This window comes from Herpetosiphon giganteus, assembly GCF_016907925.1.
Lineage (GTDB): Bacteria > Chloroflexota > Chloroflexia > Chloroflexales > Herpetosiphonaceae > Herpetosiphon > Herpetosiphon giganteus.
The window spans coordinates 65,598-82,746 of the sequence record NZ_JAFBCZ010000027.1 but is presented as its reverse complement, the minus strand read 5'-3'; the positions used below and the strand labels follow the sequence as shown (position 1 = coordinate 82,746).

Sequence of the window (17,149 nt, the reverse complement as noted above, 5' to 3'; positions counted from 1 at the left end):
CCTACTCGAAGCGCCTCAAGACACCGCTGCATAAGGCTCATTTTTGTGCCATCCAAACGACAGACATAGGCATACTATGTCATTGCTGAGTTTCGTACCACCGTAGCCCATAACTAAATCGGCAGTTAAATTATTGGCTTGATCGGCAATCAAATTGGCCAACGATGGGCTACCACTCAGGCCATCGCCTTCAATTAAAAAGGTAATGCCAACTGGTAGCTCGCCAGTTTCGGCCAAAATATGAGCCACTGCGGCAATCCGCGCCGCCAAATTGCCTTTATCGCTGGCAACGCCACGCCCATACAACAGGCCTTCGCGCTCAGCCAAGGTAAATGGCTCATGAAACCAATCGCGCCAAACGCCAGTTGGCATCACATCGTAGTGATTGAAAAAGAGCAAGCGTTGCGCGCTTTTGCCAGTCCGATGGGCTAAAATAATCGGCGCACCTTCTGTCGGGTGAACGCTAACCTGAAAACCAAGGCCACGCAGAAGATCAGCAATCGGCGGCGCAGCGTGTTCTAAGGCTGGTTCGTCGCCAGTAACACTTGGTAAGGCTACCAAGGCACGGACATAATGCAAAATTAGGTCATCGAGAGTGGATAGGGGAGCAACCACGGAGCTTCCTCGCAATCGCACGCCGAACAATATCAAGCGGGTATCTTCATTATAACGGATAACCGCCAAGCCAAAACGACAATCGCTAGCAGACTTTGGCCCAATCACTGCCTATCAAGTGCAAGATGCAGCCATCCGGAAGCCAATGCGCCAAACTTTATTCACGAGCAAAGGTAAAATTTAGCGCGATGACTTGATGAACCGCCACAACCAACTATTAACCTTGAGCCAAGCAATACTCGTTATAATTAATCGTCCTTGATTCAACTTAGTGGAGTAACTCATGATTCTTTCGGGAACCCGCCCAGCGGTCATTCATAGCGTCCAAGCTGTTAGCTTACATGGCAGCGTTTTTTATGATGTGATGTTTGCCCACGATGAGCAACCTGAGCGTTTGATCAAAGCGCGGCTAGGCAGCGAAGTGATGTATACCAATCCACAAGCTGGCGATCTGGTAACGATTAGCTACCTGATGAATATGCCAACCCAAGTCAGCAAACGCGATTAACCCTGAGTGAAGAGTGAGGAAAAGCCAAACCTCAAAGGGTTAAAGGCAAGAAAGCGCCTAGAACTTGTGTGGATTAAAGCCAATAACCAAAACCGATCCAATCCTGATCCGTAGCTGCTGAAACCTGATCCCTCATCATGCTTGACAAACAAATTTTTCGGCGTACCATTTGCTTAGTTAGATTAACTAAGCAAATAGTTGCAATCTATCAGCAGTAGTTTGCATGGTCGCAAGCACCCACAGACTGCTGTTTTTTGATGTGGACGAATTTGGACATGCTAATTGCGAGGGTATTTCATGGCAGCGACAGCACAAGATTCAGAGCAATCACCAAAAGGTGGCTTAGACTACAAATGGAAAGTATTAATTTCGGTAATATTCGGAATCTTCATGGTGATTCTGGATACGACTGTCGTCAACGTGGCATTTCGCACGGTGCAGCAAGATCTTGGGGCCACGATCAACGAAGCCCAATGGATTTTGAGCATTTATGTGTTGATGTTGGGGATTAGCACACCAATTTCGGGCTACATGGCTGATCGTTTTGGCCTCAAGCGCACCTATGTGATTGGGCTTTCGATCTTTGTGCTTGGCTCGTTTTTGTGTGGGGTTGCGCCAACGATTGAAACCCTAGTGATTGCGCGGGCAATTCAGGGCTTGGGTGGTGGTTTATCAACGCCACTTGGCACGGCCTTTATCTATGGCGCGTTCCCGCCCAACGAGCGTGGTAAGGCCTTGGGTGTATTTGGGATTGCCATGGTGCTCGGGCCAGCGTTGGGGCCAATTTTAGGTGGCTTGTTAGTCGATAACGATCTTTGGCGCTGGATCTTCTTTATCAATGTGCCAATTGGCGTGCTGGGCGTAAGCTTGGCAGTGCGCTGGCTCAAGCCAACCCCGCCAACGGGCAAACCCAAACTCGATGTTTTAGGCTTGATCACCTCGACCGTTGGTTTTGGTTCAGTGCTCTACGCCGCCACGATTGCCGCCGAACAAGGCTGGGATTCGGGCAACGTAACGATGTGGTTTATCATCGGTGGCATTAGCTTGCTCTTGTTTGGCTTAATCGAATTATTCGTTGCCAAAGAGCCATTGCTCGATTTACGCTTATTCAAGAAGCCAACCTTTGCAATGGCCAATTTGGTTGGCTGGGTCAGTGTATTGGCCTTGTTTGGCGCAGAATTTTTGTTGCCCTTGTATTTGCAAGTGTTGCGGGGCCGCACAGCCTTAGAAACTGGCTTTATCTTGCTGCCATTGGCCGTAGCTGCTGGTTTTGCCACGCCGACCGCTGGCCGCTTGTACGATAAAATTGGCCCACGCCCATTGATCATCACTGGCTATGCGATTTTGATTTTGAATACTTGGCAACTTTCGCAACTTCAAGCAGATACCTCAATTGGCTGGATTATGTTCTTGCTGGCGCTGCGCGGTTTGGCGCTGGGTATGACCGTCCAAACAACCTTCGTCACAGCCCTGTCGGATGTTGATTTGCCCAAAGTACCGCGTGGCTCAGCCTTGATCAATGCTACGCGCCAAGTCATTCAATCGATTGGCGTAGCGGTGTTGGCAACGATTCTGGCGAGCACAACCTCGGTTGCAACCAAACAATTTCAAGAAGAATCGCAAGCCCGTGCTGCGGAAAATGCTCAGGCCGGAATTCATACGCCAGCCTTTGGTTTATGCGAAACGCCGGGCGTTGATCCCGCCAACAATTTGCCAGCAGGCGTGGCTCAAGCGCCAGCTGAGGTGCAAAACCAAGTTCGCAGTAGCATTCAAACTGCTTGTGCCGAGCAAGTTGCTGGCTTCGAAAAAACCTATCACTTTACCTTCTATGTTGCAATGCTAGCGCTATTCCTTGGCTTATTCTTACCTGGTTGGCCGGGCAAATGGTCTGGTCGAGGTGGCAATACAGAATCTGCGGTAGCTGCTGGACATTAGTTGTAATGGTTCATTAGATTGGCAACCAAGGACATGCCCTCACCCCCAGCCCCTCTCCCACTGAACGCGGGCGAGGGGGAACCACGGAGTCGGTACTCCCCTCGCCCGTTCGACGGGCGAGGGGGTTAGGGGGTGAGGGCATCAGACGGTGGTTAATGCAATGTACCAGTACAATTAGTTCTTACAACAATAAACATTAACGCAAAGGCGCAGAGTATTCATTTAACTCTGCGCCTCTGCGTTAATCTCATTCACTGCCCAAAGTCTAATTAATCACATTTTTGGCCTAAAACTTGTAAACCAAGCCAGCCATTGAGAGTATAATACCAACTCTATATCAGGAGGAACTTGCAGATGAAACGCCTCAATCTTGTAGCTCTGTTGAGCTTACTGTTGGTCGTGCTGGGAGCGTGTGGCTCGGAAGCAGCAACCCCAACGACTGTGCCAACGACTGGCTCAACCACCGGTTCAACCACGGCTCCCGTAACTGGCAAAATCGATCTTGCTGGCCGCGAAGTAACCATCGCCGTCGAAAACTTGTACCCACCATTCAACTACATCAACCCCCAAACGGGCAAAGGCGAAGGCTGGGACTACGACGCGTGGAATGCGATTTGTGCCGAATTAAACTGTAAACCAGTTTACAAAGAAGCTTCATGGGAAGGCATGATCCAAGCGGTCGGCGCTGGTCAATTCGACGCTGCTGCCGATGGGATTACGATTACCCCTGAACGGGCCGAACAAGTGGCCTTCTCCGATGGCTATATTCAAATTAGCCAACGCTTGTTGGTGCGCAGCGACGAAACCCGCTTCGCCAACATGGATGAATTCGCCAAAACCGAATTCCGTTTAGGCACCCAAACTGGCACCAGCAACTACGAAACCGCTAAAGGCTTGCTGCCAGAAGCCCGCATCCAAGGGTTTGAAACCTTCCCATTTGCCGTCGCTGCCTTGATCAACGGCGATGTTGACGCGGTAATTATGGACGAAACCGCTGGCCAAGGCTATGTTGGCAACAACAGCGACCAATTGAAGTTGGTTGGCGACCCAATCAAGAGCGATGAATTGGGCTTCATCTTCCCCAAAAACAGCGATTTGGTTGCTCCAGTCAATGCAGCCCTCAAAACGCTGCGCGAAAATGGCAAATTGGCCGAGCTTGAAAAGAAATATTTCAGCGCCGAATTCAAATTGCCCGAATAAACCCAATTAACGTTTCAGTGGTGTGGCGCAGGCTGCACCACTGAGTTATTTCATCCTCGCCTCTGGATCAACAAGGAGTCCGAATGGCTGCTGACCTTCCGCCTTCAACCTCGCTGCAACCCCCAACCAACAAACGCTTTAATTGGCGCACATTTCCCTGGTGGCTGGTCGCAATTGGCCTGATCATCGCCTACATGGGCTTTCGAATTATCAGCGACCCTGCATACACCAACATCTTTGAAGCGATTCTGACCGGGCTTGGCACGACCTTGATGGTCACAGGTATTTCATTTATTTGTGCCTTAATCTTGGGTTTGTTGCTGGGGCTGGGGCGGGTTTCGCGCAATGTTCTGCTACGCAACATCTCGATTGGCTACATCGAATTTATTCGTGGCGTGCCGATTTTGGTGCTGATCTTTACAATCTCGTTTGCGGTTGTGCCAGCTTTATCCAAAGGTATGGGGCTTGATCCTAGTAAAATCTCGCTGATTGCACGGGCAATTATTGCGCTGGTGTTGATTTACGCGGCCTATATTGCCGAAATTTTCCGCGCAGGCATCGAATCGATCAGTCGCGGCCAGATGGAAGCGGCTCGATCATTGGGTTTGACCCATGCCCAAGCTATGCGTTATGTCATCTTACCGCAGGCCTTTCGGAATGTGCTGCCAGCCTTGGGCAACGATTTAATCGCCATTCTCAAAGATTCGTCGTTGGTTTCGGTCTTGGGCGTGCGCGAAATTACCCAAGTTTCGCGGCTTTCGGTTAGTTCGTCGTTTAAATATGAAGAAACCTATTTTATTTTGACCGCCTTCTATTTGACCATGACTTTAGTGCTGTCATTGCTGCTGCAATGGTTGCAACGAAAGATGAGCAGCAATGTCCACTAAACTTGCCACTGCCAACCAACCAATGATCAGCATCAGCAATGTTAGCAAGTTTTTTGGCGATTTTCGCGCCTTAGACGATGTGAGCCTCACGGTTGATCGCGGCGAAGTGTTGATGATCGTCGGGCCTTCTGGCTCGGGCAAATCGACCTTACTGCGCTGTATCAACCACCTCGAAGTGCCCGATGCAGGCGAAATTATCATCGATGGCAAGCACGTCAAGCCGCAAGAACGCGAGTTAAACGCCATTCGCGCTGAAGTGGGCATGGTGTTTCAGCGCTTTGAGTTGTTTCCGCATCTCACGGTATTGGAAAATATTTGTTTGGCGCAGCAAAAAGTGCGCAAAAGCTCACGCAGCGAAAGCGAAAAAGTTGCCCGAGGGTTGCTCGAAAAAGTTGGCATCCCCGAGCAAGCCAACAAATATCCACCCAAACTTTCTGGCGGACAACAACAACGGGTGGCAATTGCGCGCTCGTTGGCTATGCAACCAAAAGTCATCTTGTTTGATGAGCCGACCTCGGCCCTCGACCCAGAGATGATTAACGAAGTGCTCGATGTGATGTTGACTCTCGCCCGCGAAGGCATGACGATGGTAGTGGTTTCACACGAAATGGGGTTTGCGCGCAAGGCTGCGCATCAAGTGGTCTTTATGGATGGCGGCACAATTGTTGAGCAAGGCACGCCTGAGCAAGTCTTTGGCGCACCGCAACATGAACGCACCAAGCTGTTTTTATCGCGGATTTTGCACTAAACACTGGCCAAGGCCAAAATCATGGCCCAAACCCCCAAGCCGCTAATTCCCAGCCAACGATGCCAACGCGAGCTAGCGCGCCGCAAGGGAAATAAAGCCAGAATTGGCATGATTAAGCTTGCCAACCACCAACGTTCCAGTTGATACCACCAAGCCCAAATTATGGCTGCACCAGTGCTAAGCCAGGTGGCAAAAAAAAGCGCATGATGCAGCCAACGCCAACGGCCCAAACGTAGGTGCAAATATTGCACGCTTGCGCCAAGCGCCAAGGTACCACAATAGACCGCGCAAGCCAGATAGAGCATTATTTCAGTTGCTCGGCTACATCGGCGAGCGCTTTTTGCAAGCGATCAAGATAGCTGTTAAATGGGGCTTGGTTGAGGTCAATCGTAATCGGCACATTCAAATCAACCGCCACGCTGGTCGAAATCGCCACGGTTTGGTTGAAGCTAATCGGCACATTGGTCGAAACTGGAATCGTCACATCAATTGGCACGGGAATCGTCAATGAGCCAAAGCCAGTATCAACTGGCAAATCGATGGTATCTTTGATTTTAACTGAAGTGTTGATGGGAATATTCAACGATTGATTGATTGGCACATCAAGCTTGATCGGCACAGTTTGATTAATCGGCACTTGATAGACCAATGGCTCACGACGTGCTTCATCAAGCGCAGTTTGTAATTGGCTTAGTTGTTGGCTAGCGGTTGAGCGCACCTGAAACAGCGTGCTAATTGTCCAAACATGCAGCGCCAACGAACCAATAACCAATAAGACTAATGTCCATAATGAAACACGTCGTTTTTGCATATGCTACTTTCTAGTGGCAGAACGTCGCCGCCACCACCAAATGCCCACAATCCCCACCAGATTGCCCACGCCAAGCGCCAGAATCATAACCCACAGCGGCGGATCTTGGGCAACAGTTTGTGCCAACACGATCATTTAACAATCAGCTCCCGTGGAAAGTTGGTCAAACATTCTGCGCCATTGGCGGTTAACAGCACATCATCTTCAATCCGCACGCCGCCAATTCCGGCAACATACGTGCCAGGCTCAACCGTAAAAACTGTGCCAATGGGCAAGGCCACGGTGTTGGTGCTGGCGATATAGGGCGGTTCGTGAATTTCCATGCCCAAGCCATGGCCAGTACGATGGATGAAATAGCGGCCTAATTCTGCATCTTCAACCACTTGGCGTGCCAAGCGATCGACTTGAGCGCCGCTCATGCCTGGTTTGGCTCCAGCGCAGGCAGCCCGGTTGGCAGCCAAAACCGTATCATAGAGCATGCGTTGTTGCTCTGTTGGCTCGCCAACGCTCACCGTACGCGTAATATCCGAGCAATAGCCACGATACAACGCTCCGCCATCGAGAATCACCAGATCGCCAGTTTGAATTTGGCGCTCGCCCGTGGTGTGATGCGGATTAGCACTATTTGGGCCACTCGCTACAATTGTGGCAAACGATGGGCCTTCGCCACCAGCAGCCTGCATTGCTTCTTCCCAAATGCGGGCAATTTCGCGCTCGGTTCGGCCCGGCTGAATCGCCTCGATTGCTGTTTTCAGACCAGCTTCGACAATGCGCACGGCCTCGCGCATCAACTCAATTTCGTCGCTGCCTTTTTGCATGCGCAAGCTGGCAATTGCAGCGCTGGCATCAATGCTATGAATTCCGGCAACTTCTTCTAAGGCGCGCAATTCCAGCACCCGCATGGTTGTGTATTCTACGCCAACCGTGCGCCCAATCAGGCCAGCGGCAGCGTTGCGCAAGGCATTCATCGGGCCTTCATCATCGCTCCATGGAAACCAACGCACTGCAATCTCGCCGCTATATTCGGCTAAGGCACGAGGTTGCTCCAAGGCTGGCAACACAATATGAATGATCTGAGCATCGGCAGCAATTAACGCCAAAGCCAAACGCTCGCTTAAATGCAAGCTCAAGCCAGTAAAATACTGTAAATTAGCCCCAGGCATCAGCACCACATAATCCATCCCTTGTGGGCGGGCAGCGCTGGCCAACCGTCGAATTCGGACACTACTCATAATCCAAACCTCCACCAAGATAGAATATGCTCAGTATAGCACTCTCGCTCAAGCATTTAGGCAGGCTTACGGCCTAGTGCGAGCAATTCTAGATGGTTTGAATAGAAGCTTGGTTGGTTGAACATGCTGTCAGGATGTGTTGGATCAATCAAGGTTTCAACGTGGTCCAGCATGGTTGGCTCAAGCTGTGAATCAACATGTTGTAGCAAATCTACTAAATAGTGGTGCATAAATGTTTGTTCATCAACGCTCAATGGATATTGGTGATCGATAGTATAGGAACGCATTGCGCATTCGATCAAGCCAGCATCGGTAAAATAGCCCAGCAAATTACGTCCAAGCTCATATTTTTGCAGCTTAATCGGCTCATCGGCAATATTGGCCAATTGGGCATTGCGAATCGCTAGCTCAATCTCCGGCGGCCATGGCAACACATGATGATGCATCGTATCGTTTTCCAAAATTGCCACCCAGCCACCAGGCTTTGTTACTCTCGTCAACTCGACGATTGCTGCTTGCGGCTCGGGCAAGCTATACAAACTATGCGCACACCAAACCAGATCAAAATGATCATCAGGCCATGGCAGTTGGCGAATATCAACCTGCTCAAAGCTGACCCGCTCTGCATATTTCGTTGCGCCAATTGCGTTTTGGGCCAAATGCAAATAGGCGGGCGAAGCGTCGGCGGCAACAACCTTGCCACTCGTGCCAACCCGTTGGGCCAGCAAGGCAGAATAAAAACCATCGCCACTGCCGAGATCCAGCACCACCATACCATCGTTCAAGGGCAACGAATCGATAATTGCAACCAACGAAACGGCACACGCTCGATGAAATGCTTGCAACATTGGGGCATACGCAGGTAATTCATCATCACCAAGCGCAGCTTCATTGCCAAATGCATGCTCTGCGGCCATCACACCACTCCTTGCCAGCTACAAACGCTAGGCTGGTTAAATCAAGAAGCATACCGCAAATTATAAAGTCCCCTCACCCCCTCGCCCGCTCTCTCACGAAAACGCGGGCGAGGGGGAGCCGATAATTGGTTCCAAAGGAATTGTGCAAAACCACGGGGTTGGGGTGAGGGAATTTTATCTTCTAAAAACCAAATGACGCAAGCATTGCTGCTTGCGCCATTCAGCCTCACCGATATGAGTTTGAAACCTAGCGACCTTGATAGAGTGAGTTGATCAATTCGCCATCAGTGGTGTCGCCGCTCAATTCCCAGAACATCGTGCCGCCAAGACCCTTTGCTTTCACATAGTCGGTCTTGACTTTCATAATCGCTGGGTCATCGTAGGTCCAGAATTGGCCGTTGCCGTAGAGCCAAGCAGCGCCAGCAGCGCTATTTGAGTAGCGGGTCAAGCCTTTGGTCTTGAGCACTTTGTAATCTTCGATGCCTGCTTCGTAGGTGGCTGGGGCAGCCGAGCCAGGTTGGAACAAGCCATTGTTGGTGCTTGGCACATTTTGCCAGCCGCGACCGTAGAATGGTACGCCAACGACAACTTTATTGGCTGGAGTTCCACCGTTCAACCAAGCGTTTACACCTGCATCAACCGAGTAGGTTGGGCCTGGATCGCCAGCGATTGAGTACAAGTTTGATTGGAAGTTGGTGTTGGCTTCCCAAGCGCCGTGCAAGTCGTAGGTCATAATGTTGATGAAATCGAGGTATTGGTGAATCTGGCCAACTTGAATCTTAGCGATCTTCGCTGGGTCTGCTGGCGCAGCAATCGTCAACAACAAGCCTGGGCGAACTGCATTCAATTGGCTGCGGAATTCGCTCAACAAGGCGGTGAAGTTTTGGGTGTCTTCTGGGCGGAAGTTACAGGTGTTGCCACATGAACCTGGGTATTCCCAGTCGATGTCGATGCCATCGAATACGCCAGCCCAACGTGAATCCTTGATGAACAAATCGACACATGATTTGACGAACGCAGCGCGGTTTGCTGGCAACGCAGCATCCGAGAATGCAGCCGACCACGTCCAACCGCCCAATGAGATCATCACTTTCAAGTGCGGGAATTCTGCTTTGAGCTTGCGCAATTGGCCGAAGCTGCCGCGCAATACGCCAGTATCCCAGGTGTCGGCTACGCCATCGACGCTTTCAGCAGCGCTATACGCTCGATCATAATCGGCGTAGGTGTCGCCCAATTGGCAGCGGCTATTGACGACATTGCCAAATGCGTAGTTGATGTGGGTCAACTTGGCAGCTGAACCGCTGGTTTTGATGTTGCGCACATGATAGTTGCGACCGTAGACTCCCCATTCGGCGAAGTAGCCGATGATTCGTTTGCCGCCGCCTGGGGTGGTGGTTGCAGTTGGCAACACAGGCGTTGCAGTTGCTGGGCGTGGGGTTGCGGTTGGGTTGTTTGGCGTTGGCGTTGCAGTGCCTGGTCGCGGCGTTGCGGTTGCAGGTCGCGGAGTGGCCGTTGCAGGCCGTGGGGTTGCGGTTGGGTTATTCGGCGTTGCGGTTGGATTGCTTGGTGAAACCGCGCGCCACAAGGCCGGAACATCAACCGGATTCCAATTGGGCAATGAGGTGTGGGCTTGAATACATTCATATTCGCCACCAGCATAACTTACCCGATTACCAATCGCGTAGGCGTGATTGTTGCCATCCCATGCAGGAGCAGCAGCTTGAACCTTTTGCTGACTCAAGGCCATCAGCATAACAAGAACGGGGATTAAGATAAAGGCTAGAAACCGAAAACGACGATGGATCACATTCATAATCGTCACTCCTTCGTGCTTATCGAGAGTTCATCCGTCACGAGCGTTCCAAAATGCTAGCCAACTCAGAGGGTTACTAAATAATTTCATTGGAATTACAAAGACTTTAACTGATTTTTAAACATTTGTCAAGGGTTTTAATTAACAAAATTTAAGCTCCAGCACCCAGCGCAACTATGCTGTTAGCAAACTGTTTGGGCTAAACTTCGGTTAGGCAACAGCGTTGAAGCAATTGCTGCAATCAATTATCTGCATATATTCATATCCTAATTATTTAAATTGATTAATAACCATTAATTAGCATAATGCTGATGCTAAAAATGTAAGGTTTTATCGAAAAGCGGCTATTTAGCTCAGTACGGATCAAAAAGTACTTTTTTGCAGCAGATTATCAATTAAATTGGGCTTGGGCCGAAGTGAGCTATGCTATAATCAAGCGCACTGAGAGCAGCATCGCCGCAAACAATCATCTTCTGCAATTCAAGCATCTAAATTAATCAACGAAGCAGCCAATTTCTACCCTCGTGTGCTGCTAAAGCCGCTAATGTAGTCAATTTGGTATATCAATATTCTAGGAATAGAATAATCTGGTCTGGAGCAAGGAGTCTGGCATGTTAGCCAATGTGTGTTTGGTGGAGAGTACCCGAGTTTTACAAATTATGGCCAAAACCCAATTTCGCGGCGCAGAGCAATTATTAACCCAATTCAATTTATCAACTGCAATTAGCATTTGCAGCACCAGTTTTCAGCTGTTGCAATGGCTCGAATATCAACCGCAACACTATGCGCGCTTGATTTTGATTGATCAACGCTTGGCTGATGGCGTGGGGATTGCCGAGCTAATGCCACAAATTCGTTCGGAACATTTTAAGCATCGTGCCTTGGCCGACGATGCCAAAATTATTGGCTGGAGCCGTGATGAGCAAGCCCAAGCATTGTTTTATCAGGCTGGGCTTGATGGTTTTATCTCCAAAAATCGCCAATCGCATCAATTGATTCGCGATATTGTGACGGTATTTGCCAATCAGACCGAACAGCCGTGGCTCCAACTCACTTAAACAAATGCGCCACCAGCAGCAACTGGTGGCGCATTGGATTTTTAGGCCAAAACCGCTTGCTCAATCGGTGGCAACGAGCTTTCGTAGCGGGCAAAGATCCGGCGATAATGGTTGGAGGTGCGCAGCAAGTGTTCGTGATCGCCTGCTGCCACAATTCGCCCACCATCGAGCACCAAAATCACATCGGCCCAGCGAATTTGTGAAAGTCGGTGGGTAATCAGCAAGGTGGTGCGGCCACGTTGGGCCTCGCGAATCGCACGTTGAATTTGGTCTTCGGTCGCGCTATCGATGGCGCTGGTCGAATCATCCAAAATCAAAATCCGTGGATTGCTCAAGAAGGCGCGGGCCAAGGCAATCCGTTGGCGCTGACCACCAGAGAGGGTTACGCCGCGCTCGCCAATTTCGGTATCGTAGCCATTGACAAACGAGCTAATAAAATCGTGTGCTTGGGCGGCCTTGGCGGCTTCGATAATTTGCTCGCGGGTAGCATTGGGCGCACCAAAAGCAATATTCTCGCCAATTGTGCGCGAAAACAAGAACACATCTTGCTCGATTTTGGAGATTTGCGAGCGCAAAGTATCGAGATTCCAGTCGCGCACATCAATTCCATCAATTAATACGCGGCCTGCTTGCACATCGTAGGTGCGGTTGACCAATTGGGTCAAGGCGCTTTTGCCAGAGCCAGTTTGGCCGACAATTGCCACGGTTTGGCCTGGCTTTACGCTAAACGAAACATCATGCAAAATTGGCTGGGCTTCGTAGCCAAATTGGACGTGATCGAAGCGTAATTCGCCTTTGAGCGTTGCTTGATGACCTTGCAGATTTTCATCAAGCTCGGTTTCTTCCTTGATGACGCTCAAAATTCGGCCTGCGCTGGCAATACCTGTTTGAACCAAGGTAAAAGCAAACAGCGAGATGAAGGTTGGGAAGCGCAACAAGCCAATCAAGCTCATCACGGCAATAATATCGGCGATGGTAATCCGACTTTGATCAAACAAAATCATCGAGTGCAAGAAAGTTAAGCCGAAGGTAATGCCAAACAGCAACAATGGAATATAGCGAGCTTCGATGCGTCCTTGTTGCACAAACAAATCGCGGAAACCACGGGCATGACGGCGATATTTTAGCCGTTCAAAGCCTTCGCGGGCGCTCGCCTTGACCACTTCAATCCCTGAGATAGTTTCTTCGAGACCAGCATTGAGCTTGCCAAATTGCTCGCGCTGCTCGGCAATAACGGGGTTTAAGCGTCGCACATAGCGCCGAACCGCGATGATATAGCAAGCCACAAAACCTAAAGGAACTAAGAGTAATTCAACGTTAATAAAGCCTACATATGCCAGTGGAACCACAATCCCCAAGATACTTTCAAAAATCATGGTGCTGCCTGGCACGATCATGCTGGCAAGTTGGCTGGTATCATCGGTAGCGCGGGCCATCAAATCGCCGACCCGTTGGCGGTCGTGGTAGGCTTGACTTTTGCCCAAGAGGCTTGTATATAACTCTTCGCGCGCATCGGCCTCGAAGCGGGCAGCAATTGTTTCGCCGGCCAAACTGCCAAACCACAAAGAAAAGCCATCAGCGACTAAAAGGGCCAAAATAATCAGCGACATTCTTAATAATAGCGCAGCGTTGAAGGGTAGAGGCAATCCCTCAGCATCGAAGGAGACTTTAAACAAGCCCGCAACATCGCCGATGACCACCCGTGCTTGCGAGTAGGTTACCCACGAACCAAGAAAACAGAGTAATACCACACACGCTAAAAACCAATAGCGCCAAACATGGGCTATAATCCAGCGAATTGGGCTACTGCGTGGGTAGCTATATTCATGTTCAACCGAAAATTCACGTTTGGCCATTAGGTACTCCCAGATTTAGCACACAGTGGCGTAGTTTGGCCACCAATCTCGCCATCTATTGACTGTATCGAATCCAAAACATTAGAGCTAGCAGCTAGCTTAACCGAGTTTGGCCAAGCTGAGATCGGTCTATCTACTGATTCGCTCGTTGTTTGGAGAAAAATGCGGCATCTGATTGAAGTAGTAGCCATTGGAGGTGTTGCTTAGTGAGTAATTTGGGCTGCAACGTTAATATTTTGCTCATTCGCAGGGCTGATTGACGAAGAGTGCTAAGGTATGGTAGCATCTAGCACAATTGAATAGCCGAACAGTGATGAGGCCATGTTGTTTGGGTAACACCATCAGGGAAGCAGCGCCATAGATTGCGAGCGTTGCTGGCACGCCACCAAACAATACCCCCTCTGAGTTCATCGCCGAACGCCTTTGGCCAGTAGATCGATGCGTTTTGTCCCCGCTACCGGACAACTTAAGCAAATTAGCGCTTGCTAATTTGGAAATTAGGTGGAACCACGAGGTTTATATTTGCCTTCGTCCTATGTATGTGCAGGACGGGGCATTTTTGTTTAACCGCGCCACAGGAGGTTTCGTATGGGTTATGGCTATGGCTATGCACCACCACCGCCACCACGCCGCCGCCGCGGTTGTCTGTTTGGTTGTTTGACAACCTTGACGGTGCTGGTTTTTTTGGTCTTAGGTGGCTTGTTGGGAGTCTATTTCTATTTGCGACCCATGCTCAGCGAGCAAGCAGGCAACACCTTGGGCGGCCAACTCGAACAGCAAATTGATCGCAAGCTCGATGAACAACTTGGCGGCCCCAATAGCGAAATTCCTGCTGGGTTCCAGGGCACCGTCCAAGTGACCGATAGCGAAATTAACCAGTTTTTGCAGGCCAATCCAAATGAAATTAGCCCTTTGGATAGTGCGACGGTGCGCTTTACGCCAGGCCGTTTGGGCGCAACCGTTGGAGCCTATGGCATAACTGGTACGGCAACCGCCGGAGTCCAAGTAACCGCCGATGGTCGGGTTGATGTCGTTGATGCGCAAATTGATGGCGCACTTGGCTTTTTGCTTGACCCGGAGCAACTTTCACAAACCTTAGAAGCCAAGCTCAATAATCAACTTGCCGCCAATGGCCAACGAATTACGGCAATCGACGTAAGCGACGGCGTATTGACCGCCACCGTTGAAGCACAATAACACCAAGGATGAAGGATGAGGGATGAAAATATGCCTGATCGACAAAGAATTTTGAATCTGGCAATAATCGTTTCATAATTCATAATTCATAATTCATAATTCATAATTCATAATTTCAGAAGGGGGGTGATCGTTCTGGACGAAAGTGATACTGGCACCATCAATCACTTAAAGGAGCAGAATTATGTTGGAATACTTAATTGCTTATGCCCCGGTTCAGGGCGACGCTCCCTGTGCCGCCGAGGCTCGTGAATGGTCGGATCGGGCGGCGATGGAAGCCGAACTCCAAGCTGAGGGCTGGCACTTGATCGAAAGCGCTGAATATCGCGCTGCAATGCTCAAATTAGTCTATCAACGCGATTTGGCGCAATGCCCAGAAGCCCCGCGCCATCTCATGCCATGTTGGTAATGTTTAAATTATGAATTATGAAGGATGAATTATGAAGGATGAAATTTAAGTGCTTGCTAAGACCTGACTATTTCATCCCTCATCCTTCATACTTTTTCTAGGAGTTTCCCAATGCCACCAGTAAATCCAGATAATGATCCACTGTATCGCTTGCGCCACTCAACGGCGCACGTGTTGGCCCAAGCTGTGCTTGAAATTTTCCCTGAGGGCAAAATTGCGATCGGCCCGCCAGTTGAAAATGGCTTTTATTATGATTTTGATTTGCCACGGCCATTAACGCCCGATGATCTCAAAGACATCGAAGCTAAAATGCGTAAAATCATCAAGGCCAAACATCGCTTTGCCTATCGTGAAGTTTCAGCAGACGAAGCCCGCGAATTGTTCAAAGACCAACCCTACAAGCTGGAATTGATCGCTGGCTTGGCAAAAGGCGAAGACGAATATGGCGAAAAAGCTGCCGCCGCCGACATGATTATCTCAACCTATAAACATGATTCGTTCGAAGATTTATGTAAAGGCCCACACGTCGAAAGTTTGAGCGAAATTCCGCCCAATGGCTTTAAGCTGTTGCGGGTTTCGGGTGCATATTGGCGCGGCGATGAAAAACGCCCAATGTTGCAACGGATTTATGGCACGGTTTGGCCTTCGAAAGAAGAGCTTGATCATTACTTGTGGCAGCAAGAAGAAGCCAAAAAACGCGATCACCGCAAGCTTGGCCGTGAGTTGGGCTTATTTACCTTCTCGCAAAAAGTCGGCGCTGGCTTGCCATTGTGGCTGCCCAAGGGCGCAATTCTGCGCGATGTGCTTGAGCGCTTCCTGCGTCAAGCGCAAATTGACCGTGGCTATTTGCCAGTTGTCACGCCGCATATGGGCAAGATCGATCTCTACAAAACGAGCGGGCACTGGTACACCTATCGCGATGGCATTTTCCCGCCAATGAGCGAAATTGCCAATGACGACCCTGAAAATCCCGAGGGCGAAATTTATCTGCTGAAGCCGATGAACTGCCCGCATCACATTGAAATTTATGCCAGCGAACCACGTTCGTATCGTGATTTGCCCTTGCGCTTGGCCGAGTTTGGCACGGTCTATCGCTACGAGCATAGCGGCGAATTGACGGGCTTGCTGCGGGTTCGCTCGTTCACGGTCGACGATTCGCACTTGTTTGTCATGCCCGACCAACTTGAAGCAGAGTTTTTGAAAGTCGTTGACTTGATTCTGTTTGTGTTTGGCACGATGGGCTTGAAAGACTTCCAAGCGCGGGTTGGCTTGCGCGAGGTGGGCAATCCCAAGTACATCGGCTCGGACGAAGTGTGGGAAAAAGCCCAAAACGCAATTATCAATGCTGCTGAAAAGAAGGGCTTGAATTATGTGGTCGTTGAAGGCGAAGCCGCATTCTACGGCCCCAAACTCGACTTCATCTTCCGCGACGTGCTTGGCCGCCAATGGCAACTTGGCACGGTGCAAGTCGACTACAACTTGCCAGAGCGCTTTGAAATTGAGTACACGGGCGAAGATGGCCAAAAGCATCGGCCAATTATGATTCACCGTGCGCCATTTGGCTCGATCGAGCGCTTCGTGGGCACGTTGATCGAACAATATGCAGGTGCATTTCCGGTTTGGTTGGCTCCGGTTCAAGTCACGTTAGTGCCGATTACCGACCGCCATGTGGCCTACGCTGAGTCTGTGGCTGCCAAGCTGAATGCTCAAGGCTTGCGGGTTGAAGTTGATGCCAGCAACAACCGCATGAATGCTAAAATTCGCGATGCCCAAAAGCTGAAAATTCCGTATATGTTGGTGGTTGGCGATAAAGAAGAGGAAAATGGTGCTGTCGCGGTACGCCAACGCGCTGGCGGCGACCTCGGCTCAATCAGCGTCGATGAATTCATTGCCCGCATCAAGGATGAAGTGGCGAACTATCAATAATTCGCTAAGCAAGACACCTCGATCACGCTTGTGATCG

Annotated in this window: 17 protein-coding genes; 9 read left to right on the top strand and 8 right to left on the bottom strand. The window is 50.1% G+C overall.

Features of this window, described 5'->3' with window-relative positions; translation table 11 throughout:
• Window positions 1–15: 15 nt before the first annotated feature.
• Window positions 16–579 carry a M20/M25/M40 family metallo-hydrolase gene (locus tag JOD20_RS20490; RefSeq protein WP_204757058.1) on the bottom strand — a complete coding sequence of 188 codons (564 nt, stop codon included), beginning with the start codon at window positions 577–579 and terminating at the stop codon, window positions 16–18.
• Window positions 580–898: 319 nt separating this feature from the next.
• Between JOD20_RS20490 and JOD20_RS20485 the strand changes: the two genes are divergently transcribed.
• From JOD20_RS20485 to JOD20_RS20465, 5 genes are all read left to right on the top strand, one after another.
• A complete protein-coding gene (locus JOD20_RS20485; protein WP_204757057.1) occupies window positions 899–1,123 on the top strand; it encodes a hypothetical protein in 225 nt (74 codons plus the stop codon).
• Between the two features lie 297 nt (window positions 1,124–1,420).
• Window positions 1,421–3,058 (top strand): DHA2 family efflux MFS transporter permease subunit, encoded by a 1,638-nt coding sequence (locus JOD20_RS20480; protein WP_204757056.1) that lies wholly within the window; start codon window positions 1,421–1,423, stop codon window positions 3,056–3,058.
• Window positions 3,059–3,412: 354 nt separating this feature from the next.
• Window positions 3,413–4,258: a substrate-binding periplasmic protein gene (locus tag JOD20_RS20475; protein WP_204757055.1), complete on the top strand. Its 846-nt coding sequence runs from the start codon at window positions 3,413–3,415 to the stop codon at window positions 4,256–4,258.
• A gap of 83 nt (window positions 4,259–4,341) precedes the next feature.
• Window positions 4,342–5,145: an amino acid ABC transporter permease gene (locus JOD20_RS20470; protein ID WP_204757054.1), complete on the top strand. Its 804-nt coding sequence runs from the start codon at window positions 4,342–4,344 to the stop codon at window positions 5,143–5,145.
• On the top strand, window positions 5,135–5,893 hold the full coding sequence (locus tag JOD20_RS20465) for an amino acid ABC transporter ATP-binding protein (RefSeq protein ID WP_275580650.1): 759 nt from the start codon (window positions 5,135–5,137) through the stop codon (window positions 5,891–5,893). The genes JOD20_RS20470 and JOD20_RS20465 overlap by 11 nt, the downstream gene beginning before the upstream one ends.
• Here the strand turns inward: JOD20_RS20465 and JOD20_RS20460 are convergent.
• The 6 genes from JOD20_RS20460 to JOD20_RS20440 all read right to left on the bottom strand — a co-directional run bounded on the left by JOD20_RS20460 (window position 5,890) and on the right by JOD20_RS20440 (window position 10,666).
• Entirely contained in the window at window positions 5,890–6,198 is a 309-nt protein-coding gene (locus tag JOD20_RS20460; protein WP_204757053.1) for a hypothetical protein, read from the bottom strand. The genes JOD20_RS20465 and JOD20_RS20460 overlap by 4 nt on opposite strands.
• On the bottom strand, window positions 6,198–6,704 hold the full coding sequence (locus JOD20_RS20455) for a hypothetical protein (RefSeq protein WP_204757052.1): 507 nt from the start codon (window positions 6,702–6,704) through the stop codon (window positions 6,198–6,200). The genes JOD20_RS20460 and JOD20_RS20455 overlap by 1 nt, the downstream gene beginning before the upstream one ends.
• A gap of 3 nt (window positions 6,705–6,707) precedes the next feature.
• The gene (locus tag JOD20_RS26775; RefSeq protein ID WP_275580649.1) at window positions 6,708–6,839 is read right to left on the bottom strand and encodes a hypothetical protein; all 132 of its coding nucleotides are present in this window, start codon (window positions 6,837–6,839) and stop codon (window positions 6,708–6,710) included.
• Window positions 6,836–7,936, bottom strand: a complete 1,101-nt coding sequence (locus tag JOD20_RS20450; RefSeq protein ID WP_204757051.1) for a M24 family metallopeptidase — start codon at window positions 7,934–7,936, stop codon at window positions 6,836–6,838. Before JOD20_RS20450 ends, JOD20_RS26775 begins: the two co-directional genes overlap by 4 nt.
• Window positions 7,937–7,992: 56 nt before the next feature.
• Window positions 7,993–8,853: a class I SAM-dependent methyltransferase gene (locus tag JOD20_RS20445; RefSeq protein WP_204757050.1), complete on the bottom strand. Its 861-nt coding sequence runs from the start codon at window positions 8,851–8,853 to the stop codon at window positions 7,993–7,995.
• 247 nt (window positions 8,854–9,100) lie between these two features.
• Complete coding sequence (locus JOD20_RS20440; RefSeq protein WP_204757049.1) at window positions 9,101–10,666, bottom strand: glycosyl hydrolase family 18 protein; 1,566 nt, start codon at window positions 10,664–10,666, stop codon at window positions 9,101–9,103.
• A 611-nt stretch (window positions 10,667–11,277) separates the two neighbouring features.
• Between JOD20_RS20440 and JOD20_RS20435 the strand changes: the two genes are divergently transcribed.
• Entirely contained in the window at window positions 11,278–11,724 is a 447-nt protein-coding gene (locus tag JOD20_RS20435; protein WP_204757048.1) for a response regulator transcription factor, read from the top strand.
• A 41-nt stretch (window positions 11,725–11,765) separates the two neighbouring features.
• Here JOD20_RS20435 and JOD20_RS20430 read toward each other — a convergent pair whose 3' ends face one another.
• Complete coding sequence (locus tag JOD20_RS20430) at window positions 11,766–13,580, bottom strand: ABC transporter ATP-binding protein (protein WP_204757047.1); 1,815 nt, start codon at window positions 13,578–13,580, stop codon at window positions 11,766–11,768.
• A 588-nt stretch (window positions 13,581–14,168) separates the two neighbouring features.
• Between JOD20_RS20430 and JOD20_RS20425 the strand changes: the two genes are divergently transcribed.
• The 3 genes from JOD20_RS20425 (at window position 14,169) to thrS (ending at window position 17,112) form a co-directional block, all read left to right on the top strand.
• A complete protein-coding gene (locus tag JOD20_RS20425) occupies window positions 14,169–14,777 on the top strand; it encodes a hypothetical protein (RefSeq protein ID WP_204757046.1) in 609 nt (202 codons plus the stop codon).
• Between the two features lie 184 nt (window positions 14,778–14,961).
• The gene (locus JOD20_RS20420) at window positions 14,962–15,186 is read left to right on the top strand and encodes a hypothetical protein (protein WP_204757045.1); all 225 of its coding nucleotides are present in this window, start codon (window positions 14,962–14,964) and stop codon (window positions 15,184–15,186) included.
• Between the two features lie 111 nt (window positions 15,187–15,297).
• Window positions 15,298–17,112 carry a threonine--tRNA ligase gene (thrS, locus tag JOD20_RS20415; RefSeq protein WP_204757044.1) on the top strand — a complete coding sequence of 605 codons (1,815 nt, stop codon included), beginning with the start codon at window positions 15,298–15,300 and terminating at the stop codon, window positions 17,110–17,112.
• The last annotated feature ends 37 nt before the right edge of the window (window positions 17,113–17,149 follow it).

Excerpts from the sequence above, each read along its gene's own strand:
- JOD20_RS20485 (WP_204757057.1), top strand. The coding sequence starts at position 899 with ATGATTCTTTCGGGAACCCGCCCAGCGGTCATTCATAGCGTCCAAGCT.
- JOD20_RS20480 (WP_204757056.1), top strand. The coding sequence starts at position 1,421 with ATGGCAGCGACAGCACAAGATTCAGAGCAATCACCAAAAGGTGGCTTA.
- JOD20_RS20475 (WP_204757055.1), top strand. The coding sequence starts at position 3,413 with ATGAAACGCCTCAATCTTGTAGCTCTGTTGAGCTTACTGTTGGTCGTG.
- JOD20_RS20470 (WP_204757054.1), top strand. The coding sequence starts at position 4,342 with ATGGCTGCTGACCTTCCGCCTTCAACCTCGCTGCAACCCCCAACCAAC.
- JOD20_RS20465 (WP_275580650.1), top strand. The coding sequence starts at position 5,135 with ATGTCCACTAAACTTGCCACTGCCAACCAACCAATGATCAGCATCAGC.
- JOD20_RS20460 (WP_204757053.1), bottom strand. The coding sequence starts at position 6,198 with ATGCTCTATCTGGCTTGCGCGGTCTATTGTGGTACCTTGGCGCTTGGC.
- JOD20_RS20455 (WP_204757052.1), bottom strand. The coding sequence starts at position 6,704 with ATGCAAAAACGACGTGTTTCATTATGGACATTAGTCTTATTGGTTATT.
- JOD20_RS26775 (WP_275580649.1), bottom strand. The coding sequence starts at position 6,839 with ATGATCGTGTTGGCACAAACTGTTGCCCAAGATCCGCCGCTGTGGGTT.
- JOD20_RS20450 (WP_204757051.1), bottom strand. The coding sequence starts at position 7,936 with ATGAGTAGTGTCCGAATTCGACGGTTGGCCAGCGCTGCCCGCCCACAA.
- JOD20_RS20445 (WP_204757050.1), bottom strand. The coding sequence starts at position 8,853 with ATGGCCGCAGAGCATGCATTTGGCAATGAAGCTGCGCTTGGTGATGAT.
- JOD20_RS20440 (WP_204757049.1), bottom strand. The coding sequence starts at position 10,666 with ATGAATGTGATCCATCGTCGTTTTCGGTTTCTAGCCTTTATCTTAATC.
- JOD20_RS20435 (WP_204757048.1), top strand. The coding sequence starts at position 11,278 with ATGTTAGCCAATGTGTGTTTGGTGGAGAGTACCCGAGTTTTACAAATT.
- JOD20_RS20430 (WP_204757047.1), bottom strand. The coding sequence starts at position 13,580 with ATGGCCAAACGTGAATTTTCGGTTGAACATGAATATAGCTACCCACGC.
- JOD20_RS20425 (WP_204757046.1), top strand. The coding sequence starts at position 14,169 with ATGGGTTATGGCTATGGCTATGCACCACCACCGCCACCACGCCGCCGC.
- JOD20_RS20420 (WP_204757045.1), top strand. The coding sequence starts at position 14,962 with ATGTTGGAATACTTAATTGCTTATGCCCCGGTTCAGGGCGACGCTCCC.
- thrS (WP_204757044.1), top strand. The coding sequence starts at position 15,298 with ATGCCACCAGTAAATCCAGATAATGATCCACTGTATCGCTTGCGCCAC.